This window comes from Variovorax sp. OV700 (genome assembly GCF_900099805.1).
Taxonomy (GTDB): domain Bacteria; phylum Pseudomonadota; class Gammaproteobacteria; order Burkholderiales; family Burkholderiaceae_C; genus Variovorax.
Genome location: NZ_FNDR01000007.1, coordinates 296792 through 322156, shown reverse-complemented (window position 1 = coordinate 322156; position 25365 = coordinate 296792). Strand labels below are relative to the sequence as shown.

At 67.5% G+C, this 25365-nt stretch carries 24 protein-coding genes; 15 read left to right on the top strand and 9 right to left on the bottom strand.

What is annotated here, in order from left to right; genetic code table 11:
• Positions 1-38 precede the first annotated feature (38 nt).
• The 12 genes from BLR24_RS18610 to BLR24_RS18555 all read left to right on the top strand — a co-directional run bounded on the left by BLR24_RS18610 (position 39) and on the right by BLR24_RS18555 (position 11164).
• On the top strand, positions 39-776 hold the full coding sequence (locus tag BLR24_RS18610) for a FadR/GntR family transcriptional regulator (protein ID WP_093019614.1): 738 nt from the start codon (positions 39-41) through the stop codon (positions 774-776).
• 59 nt (positions 777-835) lie between these two features.
• On the top strand, positions 836-1666 hold the full coding sequence (locus tag BLR24_RS18605) for a substrate-binding periplasmic protein (RefSeq protein WP_093019522.1): 831 nt from the start codon (positions 836-838) through the stop codon (positions 1664-1666).
• 36 nt (positions 1667-1702) lie between these two features.
• Positions 1703-2557: a substrate-binding periplasmic protein gene (locus BLR24_RS18600; protein WP_093019520.1), complete on the top strand. Its 855-nt coding sequence runs from the start codon at positions 1703-1705 to the stop codon at positions 2555-2557.
• 4 nt (positions 2558-2561) lie between these two features.
• Complete coding sequence (locus BLR24_RS18595) at positions 2562-3599, top strand: L-idonate 5-dehydrogenase (protein WP_093019518.1); 1038 nt, start codon at positions 2562-2564, stop codon at positions 3597-3599.
• Between the two features lie 43 nt (positions 3600-3642).
• Positions 3643-4308: an amino acid ABC transporter permease gene (locus tag BLR24_RS18590; protein WP_093019516.1), complete on the top strand. Its 666-nt coding sequence runs from the start codon at positions 3643-3645 to the stop codon at positions 4306-4308.
• Positions 4309-4324: 16 nt separating this feature from the next.
• The gene (locus BLR24_RS18585) at positions 4325-4984 is read left to right on the top strand and encodes an amino acid ABC transporter permease (protein ID WP_093019514.1); all 660 of its coding nucleotides are present in this window, start codon (positions 4325-4327) and stop codon (positions 4982-4984) included.
• On the top strand, positions 4981-5766 hold the full coding sequence (locus tag BLR24_RS18580; protein ID WP_093019513.1) for an amino acid ABC transporter ATP-binding protein: 786 nt from the start codon (positions 4981-4983) through the stop codon (positions 5764-5766). Before BLR24_RS18585 ends, BLR24_RS18580 begins: the two co-directional genes overlap by 4 nt.
• A 44-nt stretch (positions 5767-5810) precedes the next feature.
• On the top strand, positions 5811-7022 hold the full coding sequence (gene manD / locus BLR24_RS18575) for a D-mannonate dehydratase ManD (RefSeq protein ID WP_093019511.1): 1212 nt from the start codon (positions 5811-5813) through the stop codon (positions 7020-7022).
• 5 nt (positions 7023-7027) lie between these two features.
• Complete coding sequence (locus BLR24_RS18570) at positions 7028-8545, top strand: mannitol dehydrogenase family protein (RefSeq protein WP_093019612.1); 1518 nt, start codon at positions 7028-7030, stop codon at positions 8543-8545.
• A gap of 51 nt (positions 8546-8596) precedes the next feature.
• A complete protein-coding gene (locus BLR24_RS18565; RefSeq protein ID WP_093019509.1) occupies positions 8597-9100 on the top strand; it encodes a hypothetical protein in 504 nt (167 codons plus the stop codon).
• A 55-nt stretch (positions 9101-9155) separates the two neighbouring features.
• The gene (locus BLR24_RS18560) at positions 9156-9743 is read left to right on the top strand and encodes a DUF2239 family protein (RefSeq protein ID WP_093019507.1); all 588 of its coding nucleotides are present in this window, start codon (positions 9156-9158) and stop codon (positions 9741-9743) included.
• Positions 9744-9865: 122 nt separating this feature from the next.
• On the top strand, positions 9866-11164 hold the full coding sequence (locus BLR24_RS18555; protein ID WP_175543302.1) for an MATE family efflux transporter: 1299 nt from the start codon (positions 9866-9868) through the stop codon (positions 11162-11164).
• 16 nt (positions 11165-11180) lie between these two features.
• Here the strand turns inward: BLR24_RS18555 and BLR24_RS18550 are convergent, their stop codons facing one another.
• The 3 genes from BLR24_RS18550 to BLR24_RS18540 all read right to left on the bottom strand — a co-directional run bounded on the left by BLR24_RS18550 (position 11181) and on the right by BLR24_RS18540 (position 13759).
• Positions 11181-11657 (bottom strand): VOC family protein, encoded by a 477-nt coding sequence (locus BLR24_RS18550; protein ID WP_093019503.1) that lies wholly within the window; start codon positions 11655-11657, stop codon positions 11181-11183.
• A gap of 72 nt (positions 11658-11729) precedes the next feature.
• A complete protein-coding gene (locus BLR24_RS18545; RefSeq protein WP_093019501.1) occupies positions 11730-13106 on the bottom strand; it encodes a sensor histidine kinase in 1377 nt (458 codons plus the stop codon).
• Positions 13103-13759: a response regulator gene (locus BLR24_RS18540; RefSeq protein ID WP_093019610.1), complete on the bottom strand. Its 657-nt coding sequence runs from the start codon at positions 13757-13759 to the stop codon at positions 13103-13105. The genes BLR24_RS18545 and BLR24_RS18540 overlap by 4 nt, the downstream gene beginning before the upstream one ends.
• Positions 13760-13866: 107 nt before the next feature.
• Between BLR24_RS18540 and BLR24_RS18535 the strand changes: the two genes are divergently transcribed.
• Positions 13867-15933, top strand: a complete 2067-nt coding sequence (locus tag BLR24_RS18535; RefSeq protein ID WP_175543299.1) for a S9 family peptidase — start codon at positions 13867-13869, stop codon at positions 15931-15933.
• 16 nt (positions 15934-15949) lie between these two features.
• Here BLR24_RS18535 and BLR24_RS18530 read toward each other — a convergent pair whose 3' ends face one another.
• The 6 genes from BLR24_RS18530 to BLR24_RS18505 all read right to left on the bottom strand — a co-directional run bounded on the left by BLR24_RS18530 (position 15950) and on the right by BLR24_RS18505 (position 22686).
• On the bottom strand, positions 15950-17551 hold the full coding sequence (locus BLR24_RS18530; RefSeq protein WP_093019608.1) for an MFS transporter: 1602 nt from the start codon (positions 17549-17551) through the stop codon (positions 15950-15952).
• Between the two features lie 153 nt (positions 17552-17704).
• A complete protein-coding gene (locus BLR24_RS18525) occupies positions 17705-18337 on the bottom strand; it encodes a PqiC family protein (protein WP_093019497.1) in 633 nt (210 codons plus the stop codon).
• Positions 18334-19977, bottom strand: a complete 1644-nt coding sequence (locus BLR24_RS18520; RefSeq protein ID WP_093019495.1) for a PqiB family protein — start codon at positions 19975-19977, stop codon at positions 18334-18336. The genes BLR24_RS18525 and BLR24_RS18520 overlap by 4 nt, the downstream gene beginning before the upstream one ends.
• Positions 19974-20690: a paraquat-inducible protein A gene (locus BLR24_RS18515; protein ID WP_093019606.1), complete on the bottom strand. Its 717-nt coding sequence runs from the start codon at positions 20688-20690 to the stop codon at positions 19974-19976. Before BLR24_RS18515 ends, BLR24_RS18520 begins: the two co-directional genes overlap by 4 nt.
• Positions 20690-21322: a paraquat-inducible protein A gene (locus tag BLR24_RS18510; protein ID WP_093019493.1), complete on the bottom strand. Its 633-nt coding sequence runs from the start codon at positions 21320-21322 to the stop codon at positions 20690-20692. Before BLR24_RS18510 ends, BLR24_RS18515 begins: the two co-directional genes overlap by 1 nt.
• A gap of 20 nt (positions 21323-21342) precedes the next feature.
• Positions 21343-22686 carry an MFS transporter gene (locus tag BLR24_RS18505; RefSeq protein WP_254787425.1) on the bottom strand — a complete coding sequence of 448 codons (1344 nt, stop codon included), beginning with the start codon at positions 22684-22686 and terminating at the stop codon, positions 21343-21345.
• A gap of 334 nt (positions 22687-23020) precedes the next feature.
• Between BLR24_RS18505 and BLR24_RS18500 the strand changes: the two genes are divergently transcribed.
• Both BLR24_RS18500 and BLR24_RS18495 read left to right on the top strand, forming a co-directional pair.
• A complete protein-coding gene (locus BLR24_RS18500) occupies positions 23021-24889 on the top strand; it encodes a M48 family metallopeptidase (protein WP_093019489.1) in 1869 nt (622 codons plus the stop codon).
• Between the two features lie 2 nt (positions 24890-24891).
• On the top strand, positions 24892-25365 hold the full coding sequence (locus tag BLR24_RS18495) for a group II truncated hemoglobin (protein WP_093019487.1): 474 nt from the start codon (positions 24892-24894) through the stop codon (positions 25363-25365).

Sequence of the window (25365 nt, the reverse complement as noted above, 5' to 3'; positions counted from 1 at the left end):
TGCCACGCACAATGTGGTCCAACCACTTTGAAACCGCCATGGCACTCAAGCTCATCCATCCGTCTTCAACTGCGATGTCGAAAATCGGCCAATCTGCTGTGGAAAAGCCGTACCAACGGCTGGCGGCCAATATTTTTGAATTGGTCAAACAGGGTGAGTTTTTGGTTGGCCAGAGGCTTCCGTCCGAAAGAGCATTGGCAGAGCGCTTCGACGTCAGCCGCACCTCGGTACGCGAGGCCATCATTGCGCTGGAGCTCCAGGGCGTGGTCGAGGTGCGCGGCGGCTCGGGCATCTACATCTGCCAGGCGCCGGACTCGGCGACACGGCTGCCGGTGGTCCAGGAAACCGGCGCCGGCCCTTTCGAACTGCTGCGCGCGCGCTGCCTGATCGAGTCCGAGATCGCATCGCTGGCGGCCACCACGCGCAAGGACGCAGACCTGGACAAGATGTTCGGCGCGCTCGCCACCATGCGCGAGCAGATGCACGACAAGGAAGCCAACGAGGCGGCCGACCGCATGTACCACCTGCACATCGCCGAATCCACCGGCAACAGCGTGCTGCTGCAGACGGTGACGAACCTCTGGGATCAAGCCAAGGGCCCGATCTGGACCCAGATCGAGCAGCACTTTCATTCGCCCGACCTGCGCCTGAAGTCGCAGGACGACCACCAGCGCATCTTTGCCGCGATCGTCTCGGGCGACGCCGATGCCGCACGGCTGGCCATGCGGGCGCACCTGGAACGCGTCATCGGCGAATTCGCCCAGAGCTGGCGCTAGGCCCCTGCCCCGCCGCGGCTGCCGCGGCGCTGCACCCCCTGAAAGACGGAGACACAACCATGAAGCCCATCCTCGCCCGCGGCCTGACCGCACTGTTGCTTGCCGGCGCTTTCGGCAGCGTCCACGCGCAGGAGCCGCCCGCGGCCGGCGCAAGCCCGCGCATCGATGCAATCCGCAAGGCCGGCGAGTTGCGCGTCGGCGTGCTGCAGAACGCGCCCTGGCTGATCGAGAACACCACCGGCAACGGCGAGCCCTGGAGCGGCCCGGCGTGGCTGCTGGCCAAGGAGTACGCCCGCCTGCTCGGCGTCAAGCTCAGCACCGTGCCGGTATCGCACGAGACGAAGGTGCCGGTGCTGGCGTCGAACCAGGTGGACATGACCATCAGTCCGCTGGGCGAAACGCCCGAGCGGCTGAAGGTGGTCGACTTCGTCTCGTACTCCACCACCAGCGTGTGCATGTTCTGCCGTGCCGACAACGCCAAGCTGGCCAAGGCCACTTCGGTCGACGACCTCAACCGGCCCGAGGTGACCATCGCCTATTTCACCGGCGGCGCCGAGGAGGGCTGGGTCAAGGAACGCTTCCCCAAGGCCAAGCTGCGCGCGGTGGCCAGTTCCGGCGCCACCGCTCCGGTCGAAGAAATCATGGCGCGCCGCGCCGGCGCGGCACCGATCAACCGCGTGCCGTGGGTCGGGCTGCAGCAGAAGGTCAAGGGCCTGGCCGTTCTGCCCAAGGAAAACAACTGCCAAAGCAGCACCGAGAAGGCCTCGCCGGTCGGCCTGGCCGTCGACAAGAACCAGCCCGCCTACCTCGACTGGCTGCGGCAGGTCGCGAAGGCCCGGAAGGCGCAGCTCGATGCCGACGAGGCCCGCGTCATCGGCGCACTGAAATAAGCAAGTCACACATCGCCCAAAAAGCAGGAGACCCTCATGTCACACATCCCCAGCACCTTCTTCGGCCGCAAGCTGGCCAGCGCAGCAATCGCCGCCGCTTTGGCCGGCGCTTGCGTAGGCGCGTCAGCCCAGACCCCGCCGGCACCCGGCGCGAGTCCGCGCGTGGACGCCATCCGCAAGGCCGGCGTGCTACGCGTGGGCGTGGTCAACAACCCGCCCTGGCTGGCGCAGAACACTGCGGGCGATGGCGAGCCATGGTCCGGCCCGTCGTGGACGCTGGGCAAGGAGTTTGCCAAGCTGCTGGGCGTGAAGATGGAACCCGTGCCGGTGAGCCACGAAACCAAGGTGCCGGCGCTCACGGCCAACCAGATGGACATCATGATCGGGCCGCTGAACGAGACGGCCGAGCGCGCCAAGATCATCGACTTCGTCACCTTCTCCAGCACTGGCGTGTGCATGTTCGGCCGCGCCGACAACCCGAAGTTCACCGGCGCGCGCTCCCTCGAAGACTTCAACAAGCCCGAAATCACCATGGCGTATTTCTCGGGTGCGGGCGAGGAGCCGCTGGTGCGCCAGCAGTTCTCCAAGGCCAAGCTGCGCGGCGTTGCCAACTCCGGCTCGGTCGCCCCGATCGAAGAGGTGTTGGCCGGCCGCTCGGACGTGGCGCCGCTTAACCGCATGCTGTGGCCCAACATCAGCAAGAAGGTGAAGGGCCTGGCCGTGTTCCCCAAGGAAAACGACTGCCAGGACAGCAAGATCTTCCAGATCCAGACCGGCATGGGTGTGGCGAAGGACCAGCAGGTGTACCTCGACTGGCTGCGCGCCGTGGCCCAGCGCATGCAGCCCGCGCTCAGCGAAGAAGAGCGCCGCATGACGCAGAACCTGAAGTAACGCCATGCTGAACTGCGAAATCCACGGCGCGCTCGACCTGCGCCTCGCCGAACGCCCGCCTGAAGCGCTGTCGCCCACCCAGGTGCGCGTGGCCGTCAAGGCGGTGGGCATCTGCGGCTCCGACCTGCACTACTACCGCCACGGCCGCGTCGGCGACTTCGTCATCCGCGCGCCGCTGACGCCAGGGCACGAAGCGTCCGGACAAGTCATCGAAGTAGGCGCGCAGGTCAGCTCGGTGAAGCCGGGCGACCGCGTGGCCCTCAACCCGTCGCGCACCTGCGGCGTCTGCCGCTTCTGCCGCGCGGGCGCCTCCAACCATTGCGAGAACGTGCACTTCTTCGGCAGCGCCAGCCGCTGGCCCCACATGCAGGGCGCGATGCGCGAGCAGGTGGTGGTGGAGGCCACGCAGTGCCTCGCCGTGCCCGACACGCTGTCGTTCGAGCTGGCCGCGTTCGGGGAGCCCCTGGCCGTGGCGCTGCATGCGGTGCAGGAGGCGGGTTCCCTGCTTGGCAAGACGGTGATGGTGGTGGGCGCCGGCCCCATCGGCGCGCTGATCCTCATGGCCGCCAAGCTCGCGGGCGCAAGCCAGCTCATTGCGGCGGACATCGTCGACGAGACACTTGCGGCCTGTACCCGCGTGGGCGCAACGCGCACCATCAATGCGGCCAAGGAACCCGACGCGCTGCAAGCGCTGGCGGCGGGCAAGGGCCAGGTCGATGCGTGCTTCGAGGTCTCGGGCCATTACGACGGGCTGGCCAATTGCATCCTGTCGACGCGCCCGCGCGGCACCATCGTGCAAGTGGGCACGCTCGGCGGCAACAGCGAGAGCTGCCCCTTCAACCAGATCATGGTCAAGAGCCTGCACCTGGTCGGCAGCTTCCGCTTCGTCGACGAATACGCCTGGGCCGTGGACTACCTGAGCCGCGGCGTGCTGGACGTGTCGCCCCTGCTGACCGAAGCGGTGCCGGTGGCGCGCGTGCACGACGCCTTCGCGCTGGCGGCGGACCGGCACCGCGCGATGAAGGTGCTCGTCACGTTCTGACGCGATTGCTTGCCCTTCCCCGCCCTTCTCTCGCGGAGCTTCCATGGAATTCGATTTCTCGCCGATTGCCGACAACTGGCGCTTCTTCGCCAGCGGCCTGGGCGTCACGGTCGCGCTCAGCCTCATCAGTGCCGTCACCAGCATCCTGGCGGGCCTGGTGATTGCGCTGCTGCGGCTGTACGGCCCCGGCTGGCTGCGCCCGTTGCTCGTCTTCTACATCGACTCCATGCGCGCCATTCCGGTGCTGGTGGTGCTGGTGTGGATGTACTTTGCGTTCCCGCTGCTCGTAGGCTTCACTTTCGCGCCGTTCTGGGCCGCGGTGATCGCGCTGACGCTGCACATCGCGGCCTATGCCGCCGAGGTGATCCGCGCCGGCATCGAATCGGTCCGGCCAGGCCAGACGCGTGCCGCCCTGGCGCTGGGCATGTCGCGCGCGCAGCTGCTGCGCAAGGTGCTGCTGCCGCAGGCCACCATCCGCATGCTGCCGGCTTTCGGTTCGATTCTCACCATCGCCATCAAGGACACCGCCATTGCCACCGTGATTGCCGTGCCCGAGCTGATGCACCGCGCCGAGACCGTGGCGGGTCAGAGCTACCGGCCGGTGGAGGTGTTCACCGCGGTGATGGTGGCGTACTTCGTGATCCTGTTCCCGGTCACGCGCGGCATCGACAGGCTGTACCACCGCGTCGCGCATCTGGGGCGGTCATGATGAAAAGGACCACCCAATGACTTTCGACTGGTCCGTGATCTGGACGCACCGCCAGGCCTTGCTCGAAGGCGCGGCGCTCACCGTCGGGCTGACGGTGCTGACCATGCTGCTGGCCGTGCCGGGCGGCATCATGCTGGCGCTAATGCGGCTGTCGTCCAACAAGCTGCTGCAGTCGGCCTCGCTCGGCTTCGTGGAGTTCTTTCGCAACTTGCCGCTGATCCTGGTCATCTACTGGGTCTTCTACGTGATGCCGATGGCGGTCGAGTTGCAGCTCTCGCCGCTCGTCACCGCGCTGGTGGCCCTGGTGCTCAACGTCTCGGCCTACAACGCCGAGACCTTTCGCGCCGGCATCAACTCCATCCGCAAGGGGCAGCTGGAGGCGGCGCTCGCCATGGGCATGTCGCGCCGCCAGGCCATGTTCAAAGTGGTCATCCCGCAGGCGGGGCGCCGCATCCTGCCGGTGATCGCGAGCACATGGGTCTCGCTCTTCAAGGACACCTCGCTGGTGTCGGTCATCGCCGTGAGCGAGCTGGCCTATTCGGCGATGCAGATCCGCGCGCAGACCTTCCGCGTGCTGGAAATGCTCACCGCCATGGCCATCCTTTACTGGCTGATGGGCTATCCGCAAGCCAAGCTGGTGGACTGGATCCACCGCAAATATGGAGTCAAGGAATGATGAACGACATCGCCCGCGCGCCCGCGCGCAAGAACGCCGACCAGCCGCCGGTACTGGTCTACGAGGACGTGCGAAAGCTCTATGGCGACTTCGTGGCGCTCAACGGCGTCTCGCTGCAGGTCCACAAGGGCGAGGTGATGTGCCTGATCGGCCCTTCCGGCTCGGGCAAATCGACCCTGCTGCGTTGTACCAACGCGCTGGAGACGATCAACGGCGGGCGTGTGCTGATCGACGGCGTGCCGCTGCCCGTGCAGGAGTCGGCCGTGCGCAAGGTGCGCCAGCGCATGGGCATGGTGTTCCAGAGCTTCGAACTGTTCCCGCACAAGTCGGCGCTCGACAACGTGGCCATGGGCCCCATCACCGTGCTGGGCATGCGCGAGGCCGAGGCCAAGGCGCGCGCCATGGCGCTGCTGGAGAAGGTCGGCCTGTCCGCCAAGGCGGGCAACTTCCCCGCCAACCTCTCCGGCGGCCAGCAGCAGCGCGTGGCCATCGCCCGCGCGCTGGCCATGGAGCCCGAGGTGATGCTTTTCGACGAGCCCACCTCCGCGCTCGACCCCGAGACCGTGGGCGAAGTGCTCAGCGTGATGCAAAAGCTCGCCCAGGAAGGCATGACCATGATCGTGGTCACGCACGAAATGGGCTTTGCGCGGCGCGTGGCCGACTGGGTGGTGGTGTTCGAGTCCGGCGCCATCATCGAACAGGGCCCGCCGGCGCAGATCTTCGAGCACCCCACCGTGGAGCGCACGCGCGACTTCCTCGGCCATCTCGGCTGGAACGGCTGACGAACGACGAACAAACGCCGCCCGCCATCTCTTTTGCTTCAACCATGAAAATCACCAACGCCCGCGTCATCGTCTGCAGCCCCGGCCGCAACTTCGTCACCCTCAAGATCGAAACCGACGAAGGCCTGACCGGCATCGGCGACGCCACGCTCAACGGGCGCGAACTCTCCGTGGCCGCCTACCTCACCGAGCATGTCATTCCCTGCCTGATCGGCCGCGACGCGCATCAGATCGAGGACATCTGGCAGTACCTTTACAAGGGCGCCTACTGGCGCCGCGGCCCGGTCACCATGACCGCCATCGCCGCCGTGGACACGGCGCTGTGGGACATCAAGGCCAAGGCCGCGGGCCTGCCGCTGTATCAGCTTTTGGGCGGCAAGAGCCGCACCGGCGTGATGGTCTACGGCCATGCCAACGGCAGCGACATCGAGCACACGGTGGACGAGGTACTGCGCTATGCGGACGCCGGCTACAAGGCCATCCGCGCGCAGAGCGGCGTGCCGGGGCTGGAAAAAGTCTATGGCGTTGGCAAAGGCACGCTGTTCTACGAACCTGCCGATGCCGACCTGCCCTCCGAGCACGACTGGTCCACCGAGAAGTACCTGCGACACACGCCCAAGCTGTTCGAACGCATCCGCGAAAAGCTCGGCTTCGAGCACCACTTGCTGCACGACGTGCACCACCGCCTCACGCCCATCGAGGCGGGACGTTTGGGCAAGTCGCTGGAACCCTTCAACCTCTTCTGGATGGAGGACGCAACGCCGGCCGAGAACCAGGACGCTTTCCGCCTGATCCGCCAGCACACCACCACGCCGCTGGCGGTGGGCGAGATATTCAACTCCATCTGGGATTGCAAGGAGCTGATCGAGAACCAGCTGATCGATTACGTGCGCGCCACGGTGGTTCATGCCGGCGGCATCACGCACCTGCGCCGCATCGCCGACCTGGCCTCGCTCTACCAGGTGCGCACCGGCTGCCACGGCGCCACCGATCTGTCGCCGGTGTGCATGGGCGCGGCGCTGCATTTCGACCTGTGGGTGCCCAACTTCGGCATCCAGGAGTACATGCGCCACACCGAGGAGACCGATGCGGTGTTCCCGCATGCCTACACCTTCGACCAGGGCATGCTTTACCCCGGCGACGTGCCCGGCCATGGCGTGGAGATCGACGAAGCGCTGGCCGCCAAGTACCCCTACAAGCGCGCCTACCTGCCGGTGAACCGCCAGCAGCACGACGGCACGCTGTGGAACTGGTGAGCGCCATGCAGAGGCTACACCCCGACGCGCTCGCCGCACTGCCGCCCGCGGTGGCACGCCCCGCCTATGACCGCGCCGCGCTCGAGGCCGGCATCGTCCACCTGGGCGTCGGCGCGTTCCAGCGCGGGCACCTGGCCGCCGTCAATGAAGCGGCGCTGCATGCCAGCGGCGACCTCAGCTGGGGCATTGCCGGCGTGTCGCTGCGCAGCACCGAAACACGCGATGCGCTCGCGCCGCAGGACGGCCTCTACACGCTCGCGCTGCGCGACGTGGACGAGGCCGGTGCGCCGCGCGCGTCGCTGCAGGTCATCGGCTGCCTCATCGGCGTGCAGGTCGCACCCGAAGACCCGGCGGCGGTGCTTGCGCGCATCGCCCATCCCTCGACCCGCATTGTCAGCCTCACCGTCACGGAAAAAGGCTACTGCCACGATCCGGCCACGGGTGCGCTGCGCGCCGACCATCCCGACGTGCGGCACGATCTGGCGCGCCCCGATGCGCCGCGCGGCACGCTCGGCTTCCTGGTCTCGGGCCTGCGCCTGCGCCAGCTGCGCGGGCTGGCGCCGGTGACCTTGCTGTCGCTCGACAACCTGCCCTCCAACGGCCACCTGCTGCGCGGCCTGGTGCTGGACTTCGCGCAGCTCGTCGATCCTCAGCTTGCCCGCTGGATCGCCGAACACTGCAGCTTTCCCTGCTCGATGGTGGACCGCATCGTGCCGCGCACCACCGAGGACGACCGTGCACAGGTGAAAACCGCGATCGGGCTGGAAGATGCCTGGCCGGTGGTCGGCGAACGCTTTCTCGAATGGGTGGTGGAGGATGATTTCGCAGCCGGCCGTCCGGCCTGGGATGCGGGCGGCGCCCGCTTCGTGGCCGATGCACGCCCCTTCGAAACGCTGAAACTGCGCATGGTCAACGGGGCGCACTCGGCCCTCGCGTACCTGGGCGCGATGGCCGGTCTCGATACGGTCGACCGCGCTGTCGCGACGCCGGCCCTGCACCGCTACCTGGATCGGCTCATGCGCGAAGAGATTGGGCCCACGCTTCCGGCGCTGCACGGATTGGATGTCGATGCCTACCGCCGACGCCTGCTCGAGCGCTTCGCCAACCCGGCGCTCGCGCACCGCACGGCGCAGATCGCGATGGACGGCTCGCAGAAACTGCCGCAGCGCTTGCTCGGAACGGTGCGCGACCGGCTGGCCGCGGGCGCCCCGATCGACCGCCTGGCCCTCGCCGTCGCGGCTTGGCTGCACTACCTGCGCGGCGTGGACGAACTGGGCCGCCGCCACGAGATCCAGGACCCGCTGGCCGATGCATTGGCCGAACGTTGCGCGGCGGCCGAACGCGCCGCGGGAAAGGCCGAACCGGCGCAAGCCGACGAAGCGCGCGTGGCCGCGCTCGCGGCTTTCGCGCCGGTGTTCGGCAACGACCTCGGAAGCAACCCACGCTTCGTCAGTGCCGTGGCCACGCAACTGCGTGCGCTGCGCGAACTGGGCGTGGTCAAGACGCTGGCGACCCTGGCCTGAGCGAGCGGCCTGGGTAAGCGGGACGCGGCCCGCAGTCACAATGCCCTGGCCATGCGCATCTTCACCCGACTCCTGCGCGCCCTTGCCGCGACGCTGCTCGTGCCCATTCTTCTGTTCGAGGAATGGGGCTGGGAGCCGCTCGCCGCGCTGGTCCGCCGCCTGGCCCGCCTGCCGCTGTGGGCACGCGCCGAGGACTGGCTTCGCAAGCTGCCGCCCTGGGGCGCTCTGCTGGCTTTCCTGCTGCCGGTGCTCCTGCTGCTGCCTGTCAAGGTGCTGGCGCTTTTCCTCTTCGGCCGGGGCCACGCGGCCAGCGGCGTGACGGTATTGATCGTTGCCAAGCTGATCGGCACCGCCTTCGTGGCGCGCATCTTCCAGTTGGTCGAAGGCGCGCTCATGCGCATTCCCCTCTTTGCTCGCTGGTACCCGCGCTGGAAAGCCTGGAAGGACCGCATGTTGACGCTGGTTCGCGAGAGCCGCCCGTGGCGCGTGGTCCGCGCGTTCAATCGGCGGATATACCGCCTCTGGCGCCGGCTGCGCGGCCAGGCGCTTCAGTAGATAATTTTATCCGGGTAGATTGTGTTCTTCGTTTTACCCGGATAAAATAAGCCACATGAACACCTCCACGCTGGCACCAATAACGCCAACAGCCTCGGCCTCCTCTACCCTCACCGCTTTTTCCGGCTTCCAGCGCGTGGCCGGCGGCACGCGGACCGAAGTGCTCGCGCAGTTGCGCCAACGCGCCGATGCCGCCTCGGTGCTGCTGTTCGACGATGCGACCGGCGCGCAAGTCGATCTCGACATGCGCGAAGACGCAGCTCCCTCGGAGCCTGAGGCCCACGACGAAGTGCCGCGCGGCGTGGGGCGCCCCAAGCTCGGCGTAGTGGCGCGCGAAGTCACCCTTCTGCCCCGGCACTGGGACTGGCTCGGCCGCCAGCCCGGCGGTGCCTCGGTCGCGCTGCGACGCCTCGTCGACGAGGCGCGCCGCGTGAACGCGGACCGCGACACCGAGCGCGCAGCGCGCGAAGCCGCCTACCGATTCATGACGGCCATTGCGGGCAACCTGCCCGGTTTCGAGGAAGCCACGCGCGCGCTGTTCGCGGGCGAGCGTGAGCGCTTCAACGCGCTGGTCGCGCCCTGGCCTGAAGACATCGAGGCGCATCTGCAAAAGCTTTCCGCAGCCGGCTGGAGCGCCGCATGAGCGCGACGCCAGGCTCCGTGACCCAAGTCTCCGCCGACGACGCCGGCCTGCGCGGCACGCCGGTCGCACCCGTCGGCGCGCCGCGCGCGCTGTGGAAGACCTTCCTGTTCTTTCTCGCGCCGATGCTGCTCAGCAACATCCTGCAGTCGCTCTCCGGCACCATCAACAACATCTACATCGGGCAGATGATCGGCGTCGGCGCGCTGGCGGCCGTGTCGAGCTTCTTTCCGGTGATGTTCTTCTTCATCGCCTTCGTCATCGGACTGGGTGCCGGCGCCTCGGTGCTGATCGGCCAGGCGTGGGGCGCGCGCGATACTGCCAAGGCCAAGGCGATCGCCGGCACCACGCTGTCGGTCGGCATCCTGCTGGGGCTGGCGGTGGCCCTGTTCGGCGGCGCCTTCACCACGCCGCTGCTCGCCTTCCTGGGCACGCCGCCCGACGTGCTGGCCGACTCCACGCGCTATGCCCGCATCATGCTGATCGCGATGCCCGGGCTGTTCGTGTTCCTGCTGTCCACCGCCATGCTGCGCGGGGTCGGCGACACGGTCACGCCGCTGCTCACGCTGCTCTTTTCCACGGCGGCCGGCCTCATCGTCACGCCGGCGCTCATCCGCGGCTGGGGCGGCCTGCCGCAATTGGGCGTCGCGAGCGGCGCCTGGGCAACGGTGGTGGGCTTCGTGGCCTCGACGCTGTGGCTGGGATGGCGCCTGCGCCGCCGCGGCAGCCCGCTTGCGCCCGATGCGGAATTCATCCGCCACCTGCGCATCGATCCCAAGCTTTTGAAGGCGGTGCTCAAGGTGGGCGTGCCCACGGGTGTGCAGATGATCGTGGTCGCGCTGGCCGAGGTGGCACTGCTCTCGCTGGTCAACAGCTACGGCTCCAGCGCCACCGCGGCGTATGGCGCGGTGAACCAGGTGGTGGCCTATGTGCAGTTTCCGGCGATCTCGATCGCCATCACGGCATCGATCCTTGGCGCGCAGGCCATCGGCGCGGGCCGTGCGGACCGGCTGGGCGCCATCGCCAAGACGGCGCTGCTGATGAATCTGGTACTGACCGGCGGACTGGTGCTGCTGGGCTACCTGTTCTCGCGTCACCTGATGGGCTTTTTCATCACCAGCGCGCCGGTGATCGAGATCGCGCAGACGCTGCTGCACATCATGCTGTGGAGCCTGGTCATCTTCGGCATGGCCTCGGCCATCTCGGGGATCATGCGGGCCAGCGGATCGGTGCTGGTGCCCACGGCCATCTCTATTCTTTGCCTGATCGGCATCGAGGTGCCCGTGGCCTGGTTCATGAGCCACCGCATCGGGCTCAACGGCATCTGGTATGCCTACCCCGTGACCTTCGGGGCGATGCTGCTGCTGCAGACCGCCTACTACCGCCTGGTGTGGCGCAAGAAGGCGATCCGGCGGATGGTGTAGCGGCCGCGGCTGCGGGTCACTCGCCGTCGAAGGCTTTCTTCACCCCGGCGATGTCGAGCTTGACCATCTTCATCATCGCCTGCATGGCGCGGGCGGCCTTGGCCGGGTCCTTGTCCTGGAACATCCGGATCACGGGCATAGGCACGACCTGCCACGACACGCCGAAGCGATCGGTGAGCCAGCCGCATTGCACCGGCTGGCCGCCGCCTTCGAGCAGCTTGTCCCAGTAATTGTCGACCTCGGCCTGAGTCTCGCATTTCACGCACATCGAGATGGCCGGCGTGAACTTGTACTGCGGCCCACCGTTGAGCACCATGAACTCCTGCCCTTCGAGCTCGAAAGTCGCGGTGAGCAGCGAGCCCTTCAGGCTGGGATTCTCATCGCCCCAGAACTGCTTGGCGGTCACGCGCGAGTTAGGGAAGATGGCGGTGTAGAACTTCATCGCGTCTTCGCCGTTGCCGTCGAACCAGAGGCAAGAGTAGATCTTCTGCATGGGAATCTCCTGTGTCTTATCTATTCGATGATGAACCTCAGGGTTCAATATCCAGGCCGCGGGAGGTACTTGTCAACCCTCGGACACCACCGGCAGCACGACGCGGAAAGCCACCCCCTCGTTCGACAGGCCTTCGGTCATTTCGACCCTGCCTTCCATCCGGGCGACGGCCTGCCGGACGATCGAAAGGCCGAGGCCCGAGCCGCTCGCCTCATGGCCCGCCCCGCGATAGAAGCGTTCGAACACCTGCTCGCGCTCGGCGGCCGGTATTCCGGGGCCGTCGTCGGCCACCGTGAGCACCAATCCTTCGTCCTCCGCGCGCAGCGCCACGGCCACCTGGCCGCGGTCGTGCACGTAGCGGATCGCGTTGTTCAGCAGGTTCTCCAGGATCGACTGGAACGCCGGCACGTCGATGGACGCGTCCAGGCTGTCGGTCGCATCGAACGTCAGCTCGATGCCGCGCGCCATGGCCCGCGGCGCCGCCTGCGCGAGGATCTCCCGTGCCAGCCGCGCAACGTCGATGCGCCTTGGCGCGGCCGGCTGGGCATCGTCGAGCAGCGCGAGGTCGAGCAGTTGCTGCGTCAGGTGCGAGGCCCGCGCAATCGCCTGTTCCAGATGGGCCTGCGCGCGCGACCGGTCTTCGCCCGTGCCCGCGCCCGCCAGCGCATGCGCCTGGGCGGAAATGACGGCCATCGGCGTTCGCAGCTCGTGGGCCGCGTCGTGCACGAAGGCGCGCTCGCGCTGCACCTTGTCGCGCAGCTGCTGCAGCATGCGTTCGAGCGCCGAGGTCAACGGCCTGAGCTCGGCATAGGGCGGGTCCACGCCCAGGGGTGAAAGGTCGGTGGCCCTGCGATGGCCGATGCCGTCGGCCAACCGACGCAATGGCCGAAGCCCGTGCTTCACCGCGAGCCAGACCGGCAGCAGCACGATCGGAAACGCGAGCAGCAGATAGGGCAGCATGTTGCGCGTGTTGTTGTGCAGTACCCTGGCAAAAGTGCGCTCGGGCTCTGCGAGGCGCAGCGACCAGCGCGGCGTTTCATCCTGGTAGACCCAGTACGGTTCGCCGCCGATGTCTCGGGTGGTCACCTGCCGCAGCGGCCCCGCAAGAAGCTCGCCCCGCATCCCGGGTGACGAATAGATCAGCTTGCCGCCGCGGTCCCAGAGCTGGAATCTCAGCGTTCCCGCGGGGTTGCCGCTGATGCGCAGGGTCTTGTGGATCGTCTCGGTCGCCACGACGACCGCGCGCACGCTGGCCTCGTCGTCGAGTTGCGAAATTGCTTGCGTGAGCGACCGACCGAGCCTGCTCAAGCCCTGGTCGACGGCCAGCGACTGCCGGAAGTTGACGTACATGTACGCCTGCAGTGCCAGCAGCACGAAAACGAAGGCCAGCAGCACGGCCAGAAAGACACGCTGCACGAGCGTGGGGCGCCACAGCCTGCTGCTCATCATGAGGCGAGCATGTAGCCCACTCCGCGCACCGTGTGCACCAGCGCGCTGCCGATCTTGCGCCGCAAGTTCGACACATGCACTTCCACCGCGGCAAAGTCCAAGGGCTCGCCCAGCGGCTCCAGCTTTTGCGCGAGCGCACCCTTGGCCACCACGGCGCCCGGTTCGCGCGCCAGTTCGAGCAGAAGCCGAAATTCGCGCGGCGAAAGCTCCAGCGGCTCACCGTTCAGCGAGGCCATGTGGCGGCGCGGCTCGATGGTCAGCGCGCCCAGGGTCCACACCTCGCTGGCCTGCCGCGCCGAGCGGCGCAGCACGGCGCGGATGCGGGAAATGAGCTCGGCGGTGGCAAAGGGCTTGATGACGAAATCATCCGCACCGCCATCGAGTCCTGCCAGCCGGTCTTCCACCGCCGAACGCGCGGTGATCACGATGACCGGAAGGCTGCTGCCCTCGCGCCGCCAGCGCGCGAGCAGGTCCAGGCCGCTGCCGTCGGGCAGCGAGAGGTCGAGCAGCACGCAATCGAAAACGGTGGCGTCCAGCGCGCGTGGCGCGTCGGCCGCACGCCGGCGCCATTCGCTGCTGAGACCCTCGACCTTGAGCGCGGCCTGCAAGGCGCGGCCAAGGTCGAGGTCGTCTTCGATCAGCAGGATGTGCACCCGGCCATTGTGCGCGAGCCAACCTTTGGCAAAGCCAAAGGTTGCCACCGGCAGAATCCATGCGCGGACAAGACCGCGCATCAAGACATCCAAGAGGGACGAGGAACATGAGATACAGCAGAAACCCCAGCCGCTGGCGCATCGCTCTTGCGGCCGCCTGCGGCACGCTCGCGCTTCTTTCCGGCTGCGCCACCGGGCCCACGCACCCGTCGCTGGTTGCCGCGCGGCAGGACAACACGCTGCCGCCGCTCGTCCCCATGCGCCGCTTCGTCGCCAACGTCGACGCGGTCAACGGCCATGTGCTCTCGCCCGACGGGCTGCAGCTGGTGTGGGTGCAGACCGTCGGCACCGACGTGGGCCTGGGCGTGCGCAAGACCGCCGACGCTGCCACGGTCAGTAGCGCCAGCACCCGCACCTTCGCGACCGGCACGCTGGCGCGGCCTTTCGTGTCCGGGCCCACCTACTCGTGGCTGCCCGACAGCCGCCACCTGGCCTACCTCAAGGACTTCACTGGCGACGAGAACACGCAGATCTTCGTGCTCGACACCGAGGCGCCGGGTGCCAAGCCCTGGGCCGTGACGCCCTGGCCCGGCGTGCGCTCGGCCATGCTGGGATGGGGCGCGCCTGGCAGCGCCACCTTCTACTTCGCGAACAACCAGCGCGACCGCTCCAGCATGGACCTTTTCGAAGGCGATGCCCGCACGCGCACCGTGCGCGAGATTGCGCGCAGCGAACCCGACAGCCGCGTGATCTCGTGGTTCATCGACACCCGGCGCGAACTCGCGGGCCGCATGCGGCAGCTTGGTAGCGCCGACGGCTCCGACCGGCTGCTGGAACTGCGCCAGCCCGACGGCGGCTGGCGCGCCTTCAGAACGGTGAAGGCTTTCGATTCCTTCTGGCCCCAGCGCATCGACCTCGCCGCCGGGCGGCTCTGGACGTTGACGAATGTTGGCCGCGACAAGCTCGCCATGGTCGAAGTCGACCTGGCCACCGGCGCGGAGCGGCTGCTGGCGGAAGATGCGGCGGTCGATCTCGACTACGGCGTGTTCCCGCCGCAGCAGGGAGCGCCGCTCGCGTATGTCTCGGAACCCGGTCGCCCGCGCATCGCCTATCTCGATGCCGCGCTGGGCAACGAAGTGGCCGGTGCCGTGAAGACGGCCCGGGAGCGCGGCTGGCTGAACGCCGAACCCGTCATCACGCGCCCCGGGGGCATGGCCAACGACCAGCGCCGCATGGTGCTGCGTTCGACCACCGAGAACGAAACCGTGGAGCTGCTGCTCGACCGCGCAAGCGGGCAACTCACGCGGCTCACGCCGCCGCGCGAGCCGACCGCCGACCTCTTCTCGCCCATGGAGCCCTTCTCGTTCAAGGCGTCCGACGGTCTCGAGGTCCATGGCTATCTCGTGCGGCCGCGCGGCGTGCAAGGGCCCGCGCCGCTCGTGGTGAACATTCACGGCGGCCCCTGGACCCGCGACTCGTGGCAAGCCGCGAGCTTGACTCCCACGCAGATGCTGGCGAACCGGGGCTATGCGGTCCTCAACGTGAACTACCGCGGGTCCGCTGGCTACGGGCGCGCCTTCATGATGGCCGGCGCGCACGAGACCAGCGGCCGGCTTCAGCGCGACATTGCCGAAGCCGTGCAGTGGGCCATCGACCAGGGCGTGGCCGACCCGAAGCGCATGGCCGTGCTCGGCGCGAGCTTTGGCGGTTTCTCCGTGCTGACCCAGCTCATCCAGAAGCCACATGACTACCGCTGCGGCATCGACCTGGTGGGCGTTGCCAACTGGCCCCGCGTGATCGAGAACTGGCCGCCGTTCTGGCGCAACCGCCACTACTTCGCGGCTTTCTACGGCGACGTCGGCAAGCCGGAGGAACGCGAACGCATGCTGCAGGATTCGCCCATCTCGCAGATCGACCGCATCACGGCGCCACTGCTCGTGATCCACGGCGCCAACGACGTGCGCGTGCTGCGGCAGGATTCTGACGAGGTGGTGGCCACGCTCCAGAAGCTTGGCCGGCCGGTCGAGTACATGAGCTTTCCCGACGAGGGCCACAGCGTGCGCAAATGGCGCAACCGGCTGGCGCAATGGCGCAAGATCGAAGACACGCTGGCGGTGTGCCTCGGCGGCCGCAGCAACGGGTTCGACTTCTACGAGCTGATGCCGCGGCAGTAGCTACCGGGCTTTCTTCTCAGTCGCCGCCCTTGCGCTCGGTGGCAGGCCCGCTGCCGATCATCAGCCAGGCGCTCAGTGCACTGAGCACGGCCAGCCCGGCGCTCAGCAGCATCACCCAGCGAAAGCCGGCCACGAAGGATTCGGCCACGGCGCGCTTCAAGGCCGCGGCGGTGGCCGCATCCACGCCCGGCGGCAGCGCGGCGCCGGCCAGCTTGTTGCGCTCGCCTTCGAGAAACGACGACACCTGTGCGGAGGCCCCCATCCCGCGCAGGCTCTCCGTCAAGGCCCCGTCGAAGGCCCAGGCCATGACCGCGCCGAACACCGCGATGGCCAGTACCGCGGCCGCGCGAGACACCGCGTTGTTGACGCCCGAGGCCACGCCCGCCTGCTCGGGCCCCACCGCATTCATCACGGTGGTGGTGAGCGGTGCCACCGTCACGGTCATGCCGAAGCCCAGCACCACTACTGCGGGAAAGAAGCCGCTCCAGTAGCTCGCGCCGACACCGGGCACCGCGAACAGTGCAAAGCCCACCGCGGCAATCGCGGGGCCGATGACCAGCGGCAGACGCGGTCCGAAGCGGTCGACCAGCTGGCCGGCCCAGCGCGAGAGCGCGAACATGATGAGGATGAACGGCAGCAGCGCGGCGCCAGCCGCCGTGGCCGAGTAGCCTTGCACCTGGATCAGGTTGAGCGGGAAGAAGTACAACCCGCCACCCAGCGCCGCGTAGAGCAACAAGGTCAGCAGGTTGGCACCGCTGAAGTTGCCGATGCGCAGCAGGGCCAGCGGCAGCATCGGCGTGCGTGCCTTGCGTTCCGCGGCAATGAAGGCCGCGCTGCCCACGATGCCGATGGCCAGTGCCGCCAGCACCGCGGGCGAATTCCAGTGCTGCGTGGGCGCCTCGATGAACGCATAGACGATGCCGCCGAGCCCGGCGGTGGCCAGCAGCGCGCCGAAAAAGTCGAGCCCGCCGCTGGCCGAGGAGCCATGGCTTTCGGGCACGTGGCGCCACACGATCCACATCACGAGCAGCGCCATCGGCACGTTGATGAGAAAGGCCCAGGCCCACGAGAAATGATCGACCAGGAAGCCGCCAAGCACCGGCCCCGCGGCCGCCGTGATGCCGCTGAAGCCCGACCAGGTGCCGATGGCCTTGCCGCGCTCCTTCTCCGGAAATGCGGCGCTGATGAGCGCGAGGCTGCCGGGCACCAGCAAGGCGCCGCCGATGCCCTGCGCCGCGCGCGCGGCAATCAGTTGCTGCACGTTGCCCGAAAGCCCGCAGGCCACCGAGGCGATGGCGAAGATCCCCACGCCGATCGCGAAGATGCGGCGCCGGCCGAAATGGTCGCCGAGCGCGCCGCCTACCAGCAGCAGCGCCGCGAGAAGCAAGGCATAACTCTCGACCACCCATTGCGCCTGGAACGCCGTGGCGCGCAGGTCGGCCTGGATGGCCGGCAGCGCCACGTTGACGACCGTGCCGTCGATGAAGGCCATGCTCGAGCCCACGATGGCCGCGGCCAGCACCCAGGGCTTGGAGGCATCGGGGCAGGCGCCCTCCTGTGACCCGGTGCCATGCAGGATCAGCGTGTCGTCGCAGGGCGCCTTTCCGATCTGTGCCATGGTGATCTCCGATTTATGCAATTGCGGTCTTGCTCCTTCCCCCTTTGGGGGAAGGTTGGGATGGGGGCTGCTACCAATTGGTCGCCCATGCTTGCAACGACCGCCGCCGTGCCCCCACCCCTGCCCTCCCCCAGAGGGGGAGGGAGAAAGAAATCAGGGCATGCATGCGGTCGCTGCCGCGTTCGTTCGCGCCGCGCTCACGCTGCGGGCAATGGCCGCCGCCGCTGCCGCGGTCACGCGCTGCGCGCCTTGCGCCACCGCATCGATACCGCTTGCAACCGGCTCACCCACGTTCAGCTGGCACACCATCGTGCGGGTCTCGTCGGAGCGCCGCAGCGTCCAGTTGAAGCCCGCCTCCACGCGGCCGCCGTCGATCGCATCGAACTGGCGCACCTGCACCGCGATGCGCCACACAGGCTGCGACACTTGCCGGCCGCCTTTCGTGACGTCGAGCGCACCAAGCCGCGCCGCAATGCCGCTGGCAAGCGCGTCCTGCAGTTCGTTCTCGAACGACGCGGCCCAGCGGTGCTGCTCGAGCACGTCGACCTGCACGCCGCCATTCGGTCGGCCCACCACCATCTGCGGCCTTGCGAGCCGCTCGGGCACGGCCACCGGTGCCAGCTCGATGTAGAGGGGCGCGGCGCTGCCGATGGTCGAAGGCGCCGCCTCCGCAGCCGGCACCGTGCTTGCCAGCGTGTAGTAGTTGTCGGGCTTGCTCGCGCAGCCTGCCAGAACGATCAGCACTGCTGCTGCAGCAGCAAGCAGGAACGGTTTTTTCTTCTTCATTTCTTGTCGTCCGGTTTGCCGCGCAGAAGCGACTCGGGATGGCGTTCGAGATAGTCCGTCAACACGCGCACCGAACCCGCGGCACGGGTCAGCTCGCGCAGCGTCTGGCGCATGTCCTGCTGCAGCGGAGAATCGTCGGCCAGCGTGCGCTCGGCGTTGTTGACGGTCTTGCGCACGTCCTTCATGGCGGCGGTGAGCTCGGGCGTCACGTCGGTGTTGATGCGGGTTACCGCCTGCTCCGTGCTGGCCAGCGTCTTGTTGAGGGCGGCGAGCGTGGTGCGCAGGTCGCCCGCAATCTGCTCGTAAGGCACCTTGTTGAGCTTGCTCGCAATTTCCTGCACCTGCGACTGGATTTCGTCGAGGCTGTTGGCAATGGTGGGCAGCTCGATCGGGCTCTTCTCGAGGTTGATCTTCGCCGGCGGCGCCTTCGGGAAGAAGTCGAGCGCAACGTAGACCGAGCCGGTCAGCAGATTGCCGTTGCGCAGCTGGGCTCGCAGCCCCTTCTCGGTCAGGAACCGCAGGCGCTCCTGTTGCGTGGCACGCGACTCCTCCCCGGTTTCGCCCGCGCGGCGGCGCAGCCGGTCGGGGTACACCTGCACCAGCACCGGCATGCGGAACTCGCGCTCGGCGCGGTCGAACTCCACGCCGATCGACTTGACCTCGCCGATCACAACGCCGCGGAAGTCGACCGGTGCGCCCGGCGAGAGGCCGCGCAGCGATTGGTTGAAGTACATCAGCAGCGTTTGCGGCGGACCATCGGGCTCCTTCATGGCCGTGGTCTCGTCTTCCGCGAGCGTGAAGGCCGTGTTCTCCTTGGCCAGCGGCCCCATGGCGTCGTCCGGCGCCTTGAAGGCGATGCCGCCGAGCAGGATGGTGGCCAGCGATTGCGTGCGCAGCGTGAAGCCGCTGGCGCTCAGCTGCGCATCGATGCCGCTGGCCTGCCAGAAGCGCGTGTTGACGCCCACGAACTTGTCGTACGGCGCGTTGACGAAGACGCGCAGCGTCACGCCCCGGCCGTCGCCGTCGAGCTGGTAGGCCGCCACCTGGCCGACCTTGATGCGCCGGAAATACACCGGCGATCCCACGTCGAGCGAGCCGATGTCGGTGGCGCGCAGCAAGAACTGCTGGCCCGAGGCATCGCGCGTGACGATGGGCGGCACCTCCAACCCCTTGAACTCGCTCGCGGTCTCCTTCGACACGCCGGCATCGGCGCCGATGTAGGCGCCCGACAGCAAGGTGCCCAGGCCGGAAATGCCGGAGGTGTCGAGCCGGGGCCGCACCACCCAGAAGCGCGAGTCTTCGGCGGTGAAGCCTTCGGCTTCCTTGTTGAGCTGCACCTGCACGCGCACGTGCGAGCGGTCGCGCGCAAGCCGCAGGCTCTGCACCGTGCCGATCTGCACGTCCTTGTACTTGACGGCCGTCTTGTTGGCCTCCAGCCCCTCCGCGGTCTCGAAGGTGAGCACGATCTCGGGCCCGCGCTCCATCAGGATCTTGACGATCAGCATCACGCCGACCAGCGCGGCGACGATGGGAATCAGCCAGATCAGCGAGGGCAGCCATTCGCGCCGTCGCACCACGCGCGGCGGAGGGAGGCCCGTCGGGGCCGGTTTGTGATTGGGTCTGGCTTCTTCGTCACTCATGCTGGCTTTTCTTCCCTGTTGTCGCGTAGCGGTTGCTCGGGTTCATGTTCTCGCTCGGCTTCCTGCTGCTTCCTGCTGTCCCACGATAGCCGCGGATCGAAGCTCAGCGAGGCCAGCATGGTCAGCACCACCACCGACCCGAATGCCGCAATGCCCACGCCTGCGTTGATGACCGCAAAACCCTGGATCTGCACCAGCCCGGTGAGGAGCGACACCACGAACACGTCGAGCATCGACCAGCGGCCGATGACTTCGATGATGTGATAGAGCTTGGCCCGCTCGGGCCGCCGCCAGCCGCTTGCGCGCTGCGCCAGCAAGGCAAGCAGGATCAACACCGTGAGCTTGAACAGCGGCACCAGGAAGCTCGCGATGAAGATGATGGCCGCGAGCCCGTAGGCGCCCGACACCCAGAAATAGATCACGCCGCTCAGGATGGTGTCGTACTGCGCGCCGAACAGCGTGCGCGTGATCATCACCGGCAGCAGGTTGGCCGGTATGTACATGATGCAGGCCGCGATCAGGAAGGCCCAGGTGCGGTTCAGGCTGTAGGGCTTGCGCGTGTACAGATGCGTGCCGCAGCGGCCGCAGGGCTCACCCTCCCGGGCATCGCGCCAGACGGCATCGCAATGCGGACAGGCCAGGAGGCCAAGCGAGGCGGCCGTTGCCACCGGCGCTTCGTCCTGGTCATCTTCAACCGGGCGGAAGGGGCCGATCACGCCGCCTCCTCCTCGGGCTCGCCGGGCGGCCGGAAAGTCATTTCCCAGAAGGCATTGGGATTGAACGAGAGCACGGCGGTCAGCATGACCGTCAATGCCATGAAGGCCCAGAGCGCCGGTCCGGCCACCACCGTGGCCATGCTCGACAGCTTCACGATGGCCACCAGCACGCCGAGCAGGAACACTTCGATCATTCCCCAGGGCCGCAGCATCTGCATGGCGCGCACCAGAATGGCAAAGCCCGCCGGCCGGTGTTCGCGCTGGAGCGGAATCAGCAGGTAGGCCAGGATGCACAGCTGCAGCAACGGAAAAAGAAGCGTTGTCGCCAGCACCAGCAGCGCAACCAGCGACATGCCCTCCGTGCTCAAAACCATCACGGCGCCGGCCAGCGTGGTCTGGCTGCGCAGGCCCTGGAGCTCGATCTCGACGATCGGAAACAGGTTGGCAATGGCGAACATGATCAGGCACGCCACGGTGAGCGGCAGGATGCGGCGGTGCTGGTCGCCCGGATGGCGGTAGAGCTCGGTGCCGCAGCGGGCGCAGCGCGACACCTCGCGCGGCTGCAGGGGCGCACGGCTGAAGACCGCATCGCAGCCCGGGCAAACCACGGTTTCAGGTACTTCCGTCATGGGGCCGTACCCTAACCTATTCAGCGATGGGGCCCCGTCGTCTTCAGCCGCAGGCTGCTGAAAACCGCCGCCACGCCCGCACAACAGGCTGCCAGCACCAGCGCTACCACCGGCCCGCGCCCGCCGTGCGGGGTCCAGACGCTGAACACGCCCGCCAGCACCACTGCGCCCAGCGTCTGCCCCGTGAGCCGCGCGGTGCCGAGCATGCCGCTGGCCGCGCCGCTGCGGTGCGCCGGCGGCGAAGTCACGATGGTGTGGTTGTTGGGCGACTGGAACAGCCCGAATCCGAGGCCGCACAGCGCCATGCGCCAGGCGATGTCTGCATTGCCCGGTTGCGCCGGCAGCGCGGCCAGCAACCCCAGGCCGACAGCCAGCAGGCCGAGTCCGATGCCGCCGAGCAGCCCGTCCGGGTAGCGTCCGATCAGCCGGCCCGCAATGGGCGCCATGGCCACGATGGCCAGCGGCCAGGCGGTGATGAGCAGCCCGGCCTCGATGTGGCTGCGGCCATACACCTCGAGCAGCAGAAAAGGCAGCGCGATATAGGCCAGCATCTGCGCGCAGAAAGCGGCCACCGAGGTGCCCATCGACAGCGCGAACACCGGAATGCGCAGCAGGTCGATCGGAAAGAGCGGCACAGCCAGGCTGCGTTGCCGCCGGATATAGATAAAGCACACGGCCACGCCGGCCAGCAGGATCACCCACGCGGACGACGACGGCGCACCGCCCTCGCGCACGCCGAGCCGGTCGACGCCCAGGAACACCAGCGAGAACATCAGCACGTTCAGCGCCACGTCGAGCGGCGAAAAGCGCAGCCCCGCCGCCGGCGCCACGCGGTTGAACGGCAGCGCCTTCATGCCCAGCGTGAAGACCAGCAGCCCGAGCGGCACGTTGATCGCGAAGAGCCAAGGCCACGAAGCCACCGAGAGGATGGCCGCCGCCACCGAGGGGCCCGCCACGGACGACGTGGCCACCACCATCGAGTTGATCGCCATGCCGCGCCCCAGCAGCGCCGAGGGAAAGGTCAGCCGAACCAGCGCCGCGTTCACGCTCATGATGCCGGCCGCGCCCAGGCCCTGGAAGGTGCGCGCGACGATCAGCGTGCCGAGCGAATCGGCAAAAGTGGCGCCAAGCGAGGACACGGTAAACACCGCCATGCCTACCAGGTAAACGCGCCGGTAGCCCACGAGGTCGCCCAGCGACGCGAGCGGCAGCAGCATGACCAGGGTGGCGATCTGGTAGGCGTTGACCACCCAGATCGCATGCGACGGACTGGCCTGCAGCTCGCGCGCGATGCCCGGCAGCGCCAGGTTCACGATGGTGCCATCGAGCACGGCCACCATGATGCCCAGGATGATGACCAGCATTGCACGGCGGCGCGCGGTCGGCTCGAGCCCGTCGACCGGCTGCTTGACGGTGGAGTCTTCGGACGCGGCGGCTTCAGCGCCCGGCAAATGGGCTTCCTTGAAGGTCGGAAAAGAACGCATTGGACCGATTGTCGCGAAGGGCGGCACCCGGTGCAGGCGTGGGGTCGCCTGACGGCCGTTGCTAATTCTGCACAAAGACTACGACCTTGGTATTCACGCCGTTCGCGCGAGCGCCAACAGCCATTCGCAAGCATGCAAACGGTCGCTACGCTATCGCCTTCCCGGACAGTTTCACACAACGAATCACAACAACCGCTTCCAGGAGGAGCACCCCATGGCCATTGCTCGAACAATCCATGCCGATCTTTTTCGCGTGTTTCTTTTAACCCTGGTGTCGCTCTTCGCCATTCCGGCGGCGACGCTGGTTTTTACGGAGTACGTGCTGCGCACGGAAGACGCTGACTTTCTTCAGGCGATCGAAAAACGCATTGCTTCCGACACCCGCCTCTCGGCCGAGGACAAGGCGCAGACCACCGCGTTCTACCGCAGCCACCCGCTCTCCAAGGCCTGCGAAGCCACCGCCGAGGAAGACAGGGAGTTTCACGACAAGGTGTGCCGTCCCAACTCGATGTACTGGCATTTCCACTGGGCCGACCGTGCCGCCCTCTGGACGCTGGCGCTCGGCGCGGCACTGCTCGCGGCGGCCCTGGTGTTGGGCGCCCTGGCCTTCGCCAACCGCGGCTTGCGCTATGCCAGCTTCGTCGCAGGCTGGCGGCTCATGACGGTATCGAGCGCGGTCGAGGTCGTGCTGCAGAGCGCGATGCTGGTGTGGCTGTCATTCTGGCTCACGGCCTACTTCTGGCAGAGCTACTACGTCAAGCTCATTGCCATTGCGGGCATCGCGGCCGCGGCGGCCGTGTTCTATGCGATCTACACGCTGTTCAAGAAGCTGCCGTCGAGCAACGAGATCGAAGGCGAAGTGGTCGCCGAAGCCGATGCGCCGCGCCTCTGGGAGCGCATCCGCCAGCTCGCCACCCGCGTGAAGACCGCGCCGCCCGACCAGATCGTTGCCGGCATCGACACCAACTTCTTCGTGACCGAGGCGCCCTGCCAGGTGGGCGGACGCACACTGGACGGCCGCACGTTGTTCGTCAGCATTCCGCTGCTGCGCGTGCTCGACCAATCCGAAGCCGATGCGGTGCTGGCGCACGAGCTGGCCCACCTGGGCGGCGGCGACACTCGCAGCAGCGCCGCGCTCGGCCCCAAGCTGCAGCAGTTCGACCAGTACACCTGGAAGATGCGCGGCGGCGGCCTGACCATCGTCGCGCACTACCTGCTGCGCCTGTACCGCATGATCTTTGCCTTTGCGCTGGCGCGCGACAGCCGCGAGCGCGAATACAAGGCCGACCGTGTCTCCGCGGGCCTTACCGCGCCCGGCGCCATCGTGCAGTCGCTCATCAAGATCTCGGCGTACGCGAGCTATCGCAACGACGTCGAGCGAAAGCTCTTCGAGCAGAACCGCCAGCACGACGGTGCGCTGGGCATTGCCGGCTTCGTGGCGGCCGGCCTGCCGCCCTATGCCAACTCGGAGGCCTTCATCGAGACCATGAAGACCGCCGATGTGCCGCACCCCTACGACACCCATCCGCCGCTGCTCGAACGCATGCGCAACGTGGGCCACCACGTGCCCGAAAGCGCGTATGGCGCCATCGTCGCGACCGCGCCGGAGGCCTCGTGGGCCGACGACATCGAGACCGCCGCCGCCATCGAGCAGCGGCTGTGGAGCGACTACGAACAGCGCTTCGTCCAGAACCACGAGCTGAGCCTTGCCTATCGCTACGAGCCGGCCACTGACGAAGAGCGTGCCGTGGTGCTGCGCCACTTTCCGCCGGTCGCGTTTGCGCTGAAGAACGACCAGAGCGTCGAAGTGACCCATGCGGGCCTACACCAGAGCGTCGACGGCGGATCGACCATCGGGTGGGACGAAGTCAAGGACCTGACCTACCAGGACAACACCTTCGGCGACATCCTGGTCGTCACGCACCACGACAAGGGAATGCTGGGCGCGCGAACCACCAAGGTGAAGGTGGGCGGCATCGGCAAGCAGAAGGAGAACTTCAAGGCTGTGGTCGGCCGCTATTGGCACCGGCACCAGATCATGAGAGCGCAGCAAAAGCACGAGCAAGAACAAGCGTCGTCATAGCCATGCCTGATTCCGAAGACGTTCCAACGCTCTACCAATGGCTTGGCGGCAGCGAGGCGCTGCTTCGCCTGACGACGCGCTTCTATGAAAACGTCAGGGCCGATCTCTTGCTGGCGCCGGTCTTCGCCCACATGGACGCCGATCATCCGGCCCACGTGACTGCATTCCTGGCCGAAGTGCTGGGCGGCCCGGCCGACTATTCGAAGCATCACGGCGGGCACCCTCACATGATCCGGCAGCACCTGAACCGCCACCTGCAGCAGGAACAGCGGCGCCGCTGGGTCGGGCTGCTGCTGGAAACGGCCGACGAACTCGCGATGCCGGACGATCCCGAGTTTCGTTCGGCGCTGGTCGGTTATCTCGAATGGGGATCGCGGCTCGCGGTCATCAACTCGCAGCCTGGCGCGGCGGTGGACGCAGATGCACCCATGCCGCGATGGGGCTGGGGCGAAGTCAAGGGGCCGTATTCAGGCTGA

Excerpts from the sequence above, each read along its gene's own strand:
- BLR24_RS18590 (WP_093019516.1), top strand. The coding sequence starts at position 3,643 with ATGGAATTCGATTTCTCGCCGATTGCCGACAACTGGCGCTTCTTCGCC.
- BLR24_RS18550 (WP_093019503.1), bottom strand. The coding sequence starts at position 11,657 with ATGCAGAAGATCTACTCTTGCCTCTGGTTCGACGGCAACGGCGAAGAC.
- BLR24_RS18580 (WP_093019513.1), top strand. The coding sequence starts at position 4,981 with ATGATGAACGACATCGCCCGCGCGCCCGCGCGCAAGAACGCCGACCAG.
- BLR24_RS18570 (WP_093019612.1), top strand. The coding sequence starts at position 7,028 with ATGCAGAGGCTACACCCCGACGCGCTCGCCGCACTGCCGCCCGCGGTG.
- BLR24_RS18565 (WP_093019509.1), top strand. The coding sequence starts at position 8,597 with ATGCGCATCTTCACCCGACTCCTGCGCGCCCTTGCCGCGACGCTGCTC.
- BLR24_RS18495 (WP_093019487.1), top strand. The coding sequence starts at position 24,892 with ATGCCTGATTCCGAAGACGTTCCAACGCTCTACCAATGGCTTGGCGGC.
- BLR24_RS18605 (WP_093019522.1), top strand. The coding sequence starts at position 836 with ATGAAGCCCATCCTCGCCCGCGGCCTGACCGCACTGTTGCTTGCCGGC.
- BLR24_RS18505 (WP_254787425.1), bottom strand. The coding sequence starts at position 22,686 with ATGCTGGTCATCATCCTGGGCATCATGGTGGCCGTGCTCGATGGCACC.
- BLR24_RS18595 (WP_093019518.1), top strand. The coding sequence starts at position 2,562 with ATGCTGAACTGCGAAATCCACGGCGCGCTCGACCTGCGCCTCGCCGAA.
- BLR24_RS18520 (WP_093019495.1), bottom strand. The coding sequence starts at position 19,977 with ATGAGTGACGAAGAAGCCAGACCCAATCACAAACCGGCCCCGACGGGC.
- manD (WP_093019511.1), top strand. The coding sequence starts at position 5,811 with ATGAAAATCACCAACGCCCGCGTCATCGTCTGCAGCCCCGGCCGCAAC.
- BLR24_RS18530 (WP_093019608.1), bottom strand. The coding sequence starts at position 17,551 with ATGGCACAGATCGGAAAGGCGCCCTGCGACGACACGCTGATCCTGCAT.
- BLR24_RS18545 (WP_093019501.1), bottom strand. The coding sequence starts at position 13,106 with ATGATGAGCAGCAGGCTGTGGCGCCCCACGCTCGTGCAGCGTGTCTTT.
- BLR24_RS18610 (WP_093019614.1), top strand. The coding sequence starts at position 39 with ATGGCACTCAAGCTCATCCATCCGTCTTCAACTGCGATGTCGAAAATC.
- BLR24_RS18500 (WP_093019489.1), top strand. The coding sequence starts at position 23,021 with ATGGCCATTGCTCGAACAATCCATGCCGATCTTTTTCGCGTGTTTCTT.
- BLR24_RS18525 (WP_093019497.1), bottom strand. The coding sequence starts at position 18,337 with ATGAAGAAGAAAAAACCGTTCCTGCTTGCTGCTGCAGCAGCAGTGCTG.
- BLR24_RS18600 (WP_093019520.1), top strand. The coding sequence starts at position 1,703 with ATGTCACACATCCCCAGCACCTTCTTCGGCCGCAAGCTGGCCAGCGCA.
- BLR24_RS18535 (WP_175543299.1), top strand. The coding sequence starts at position 13,867 with ATGAGATACAGCAGAAACCCCAGCCGCTGGCGCATCGCTCTTGCGGCC.
- BLR24_RS18555 (WP_175543302.1), top strand. The coding sequence starts at position 9,866 with ATGCTGCTCAGCAACATCCTGCAGTCGCTCTCCGGCACCATCAACAAC.
- BLR24_RS18510 (WP_093019493.1), bottom strand. The coding sequence starts at position 21,322 with ATGACGGAAGTACCTGAAACCGTGGTTTGCCCGGGCTGCGATGCGGTC.
- BLR24_RS18585 (WP_093019514.1), top strand. The coding sequence starts at position 4,325 with ATGACTTTCGACTGGTCCGTGATCTGGACGCACCGCCAGGCCTTGCTC.
- BLR24_RS18560 (WP_093019507.1), top strand. The coding sequence starts at position 9,156 with ATGAACACCTCCACGCTGGCACCAATAACGCCAACAGCCTCGGCCTCC.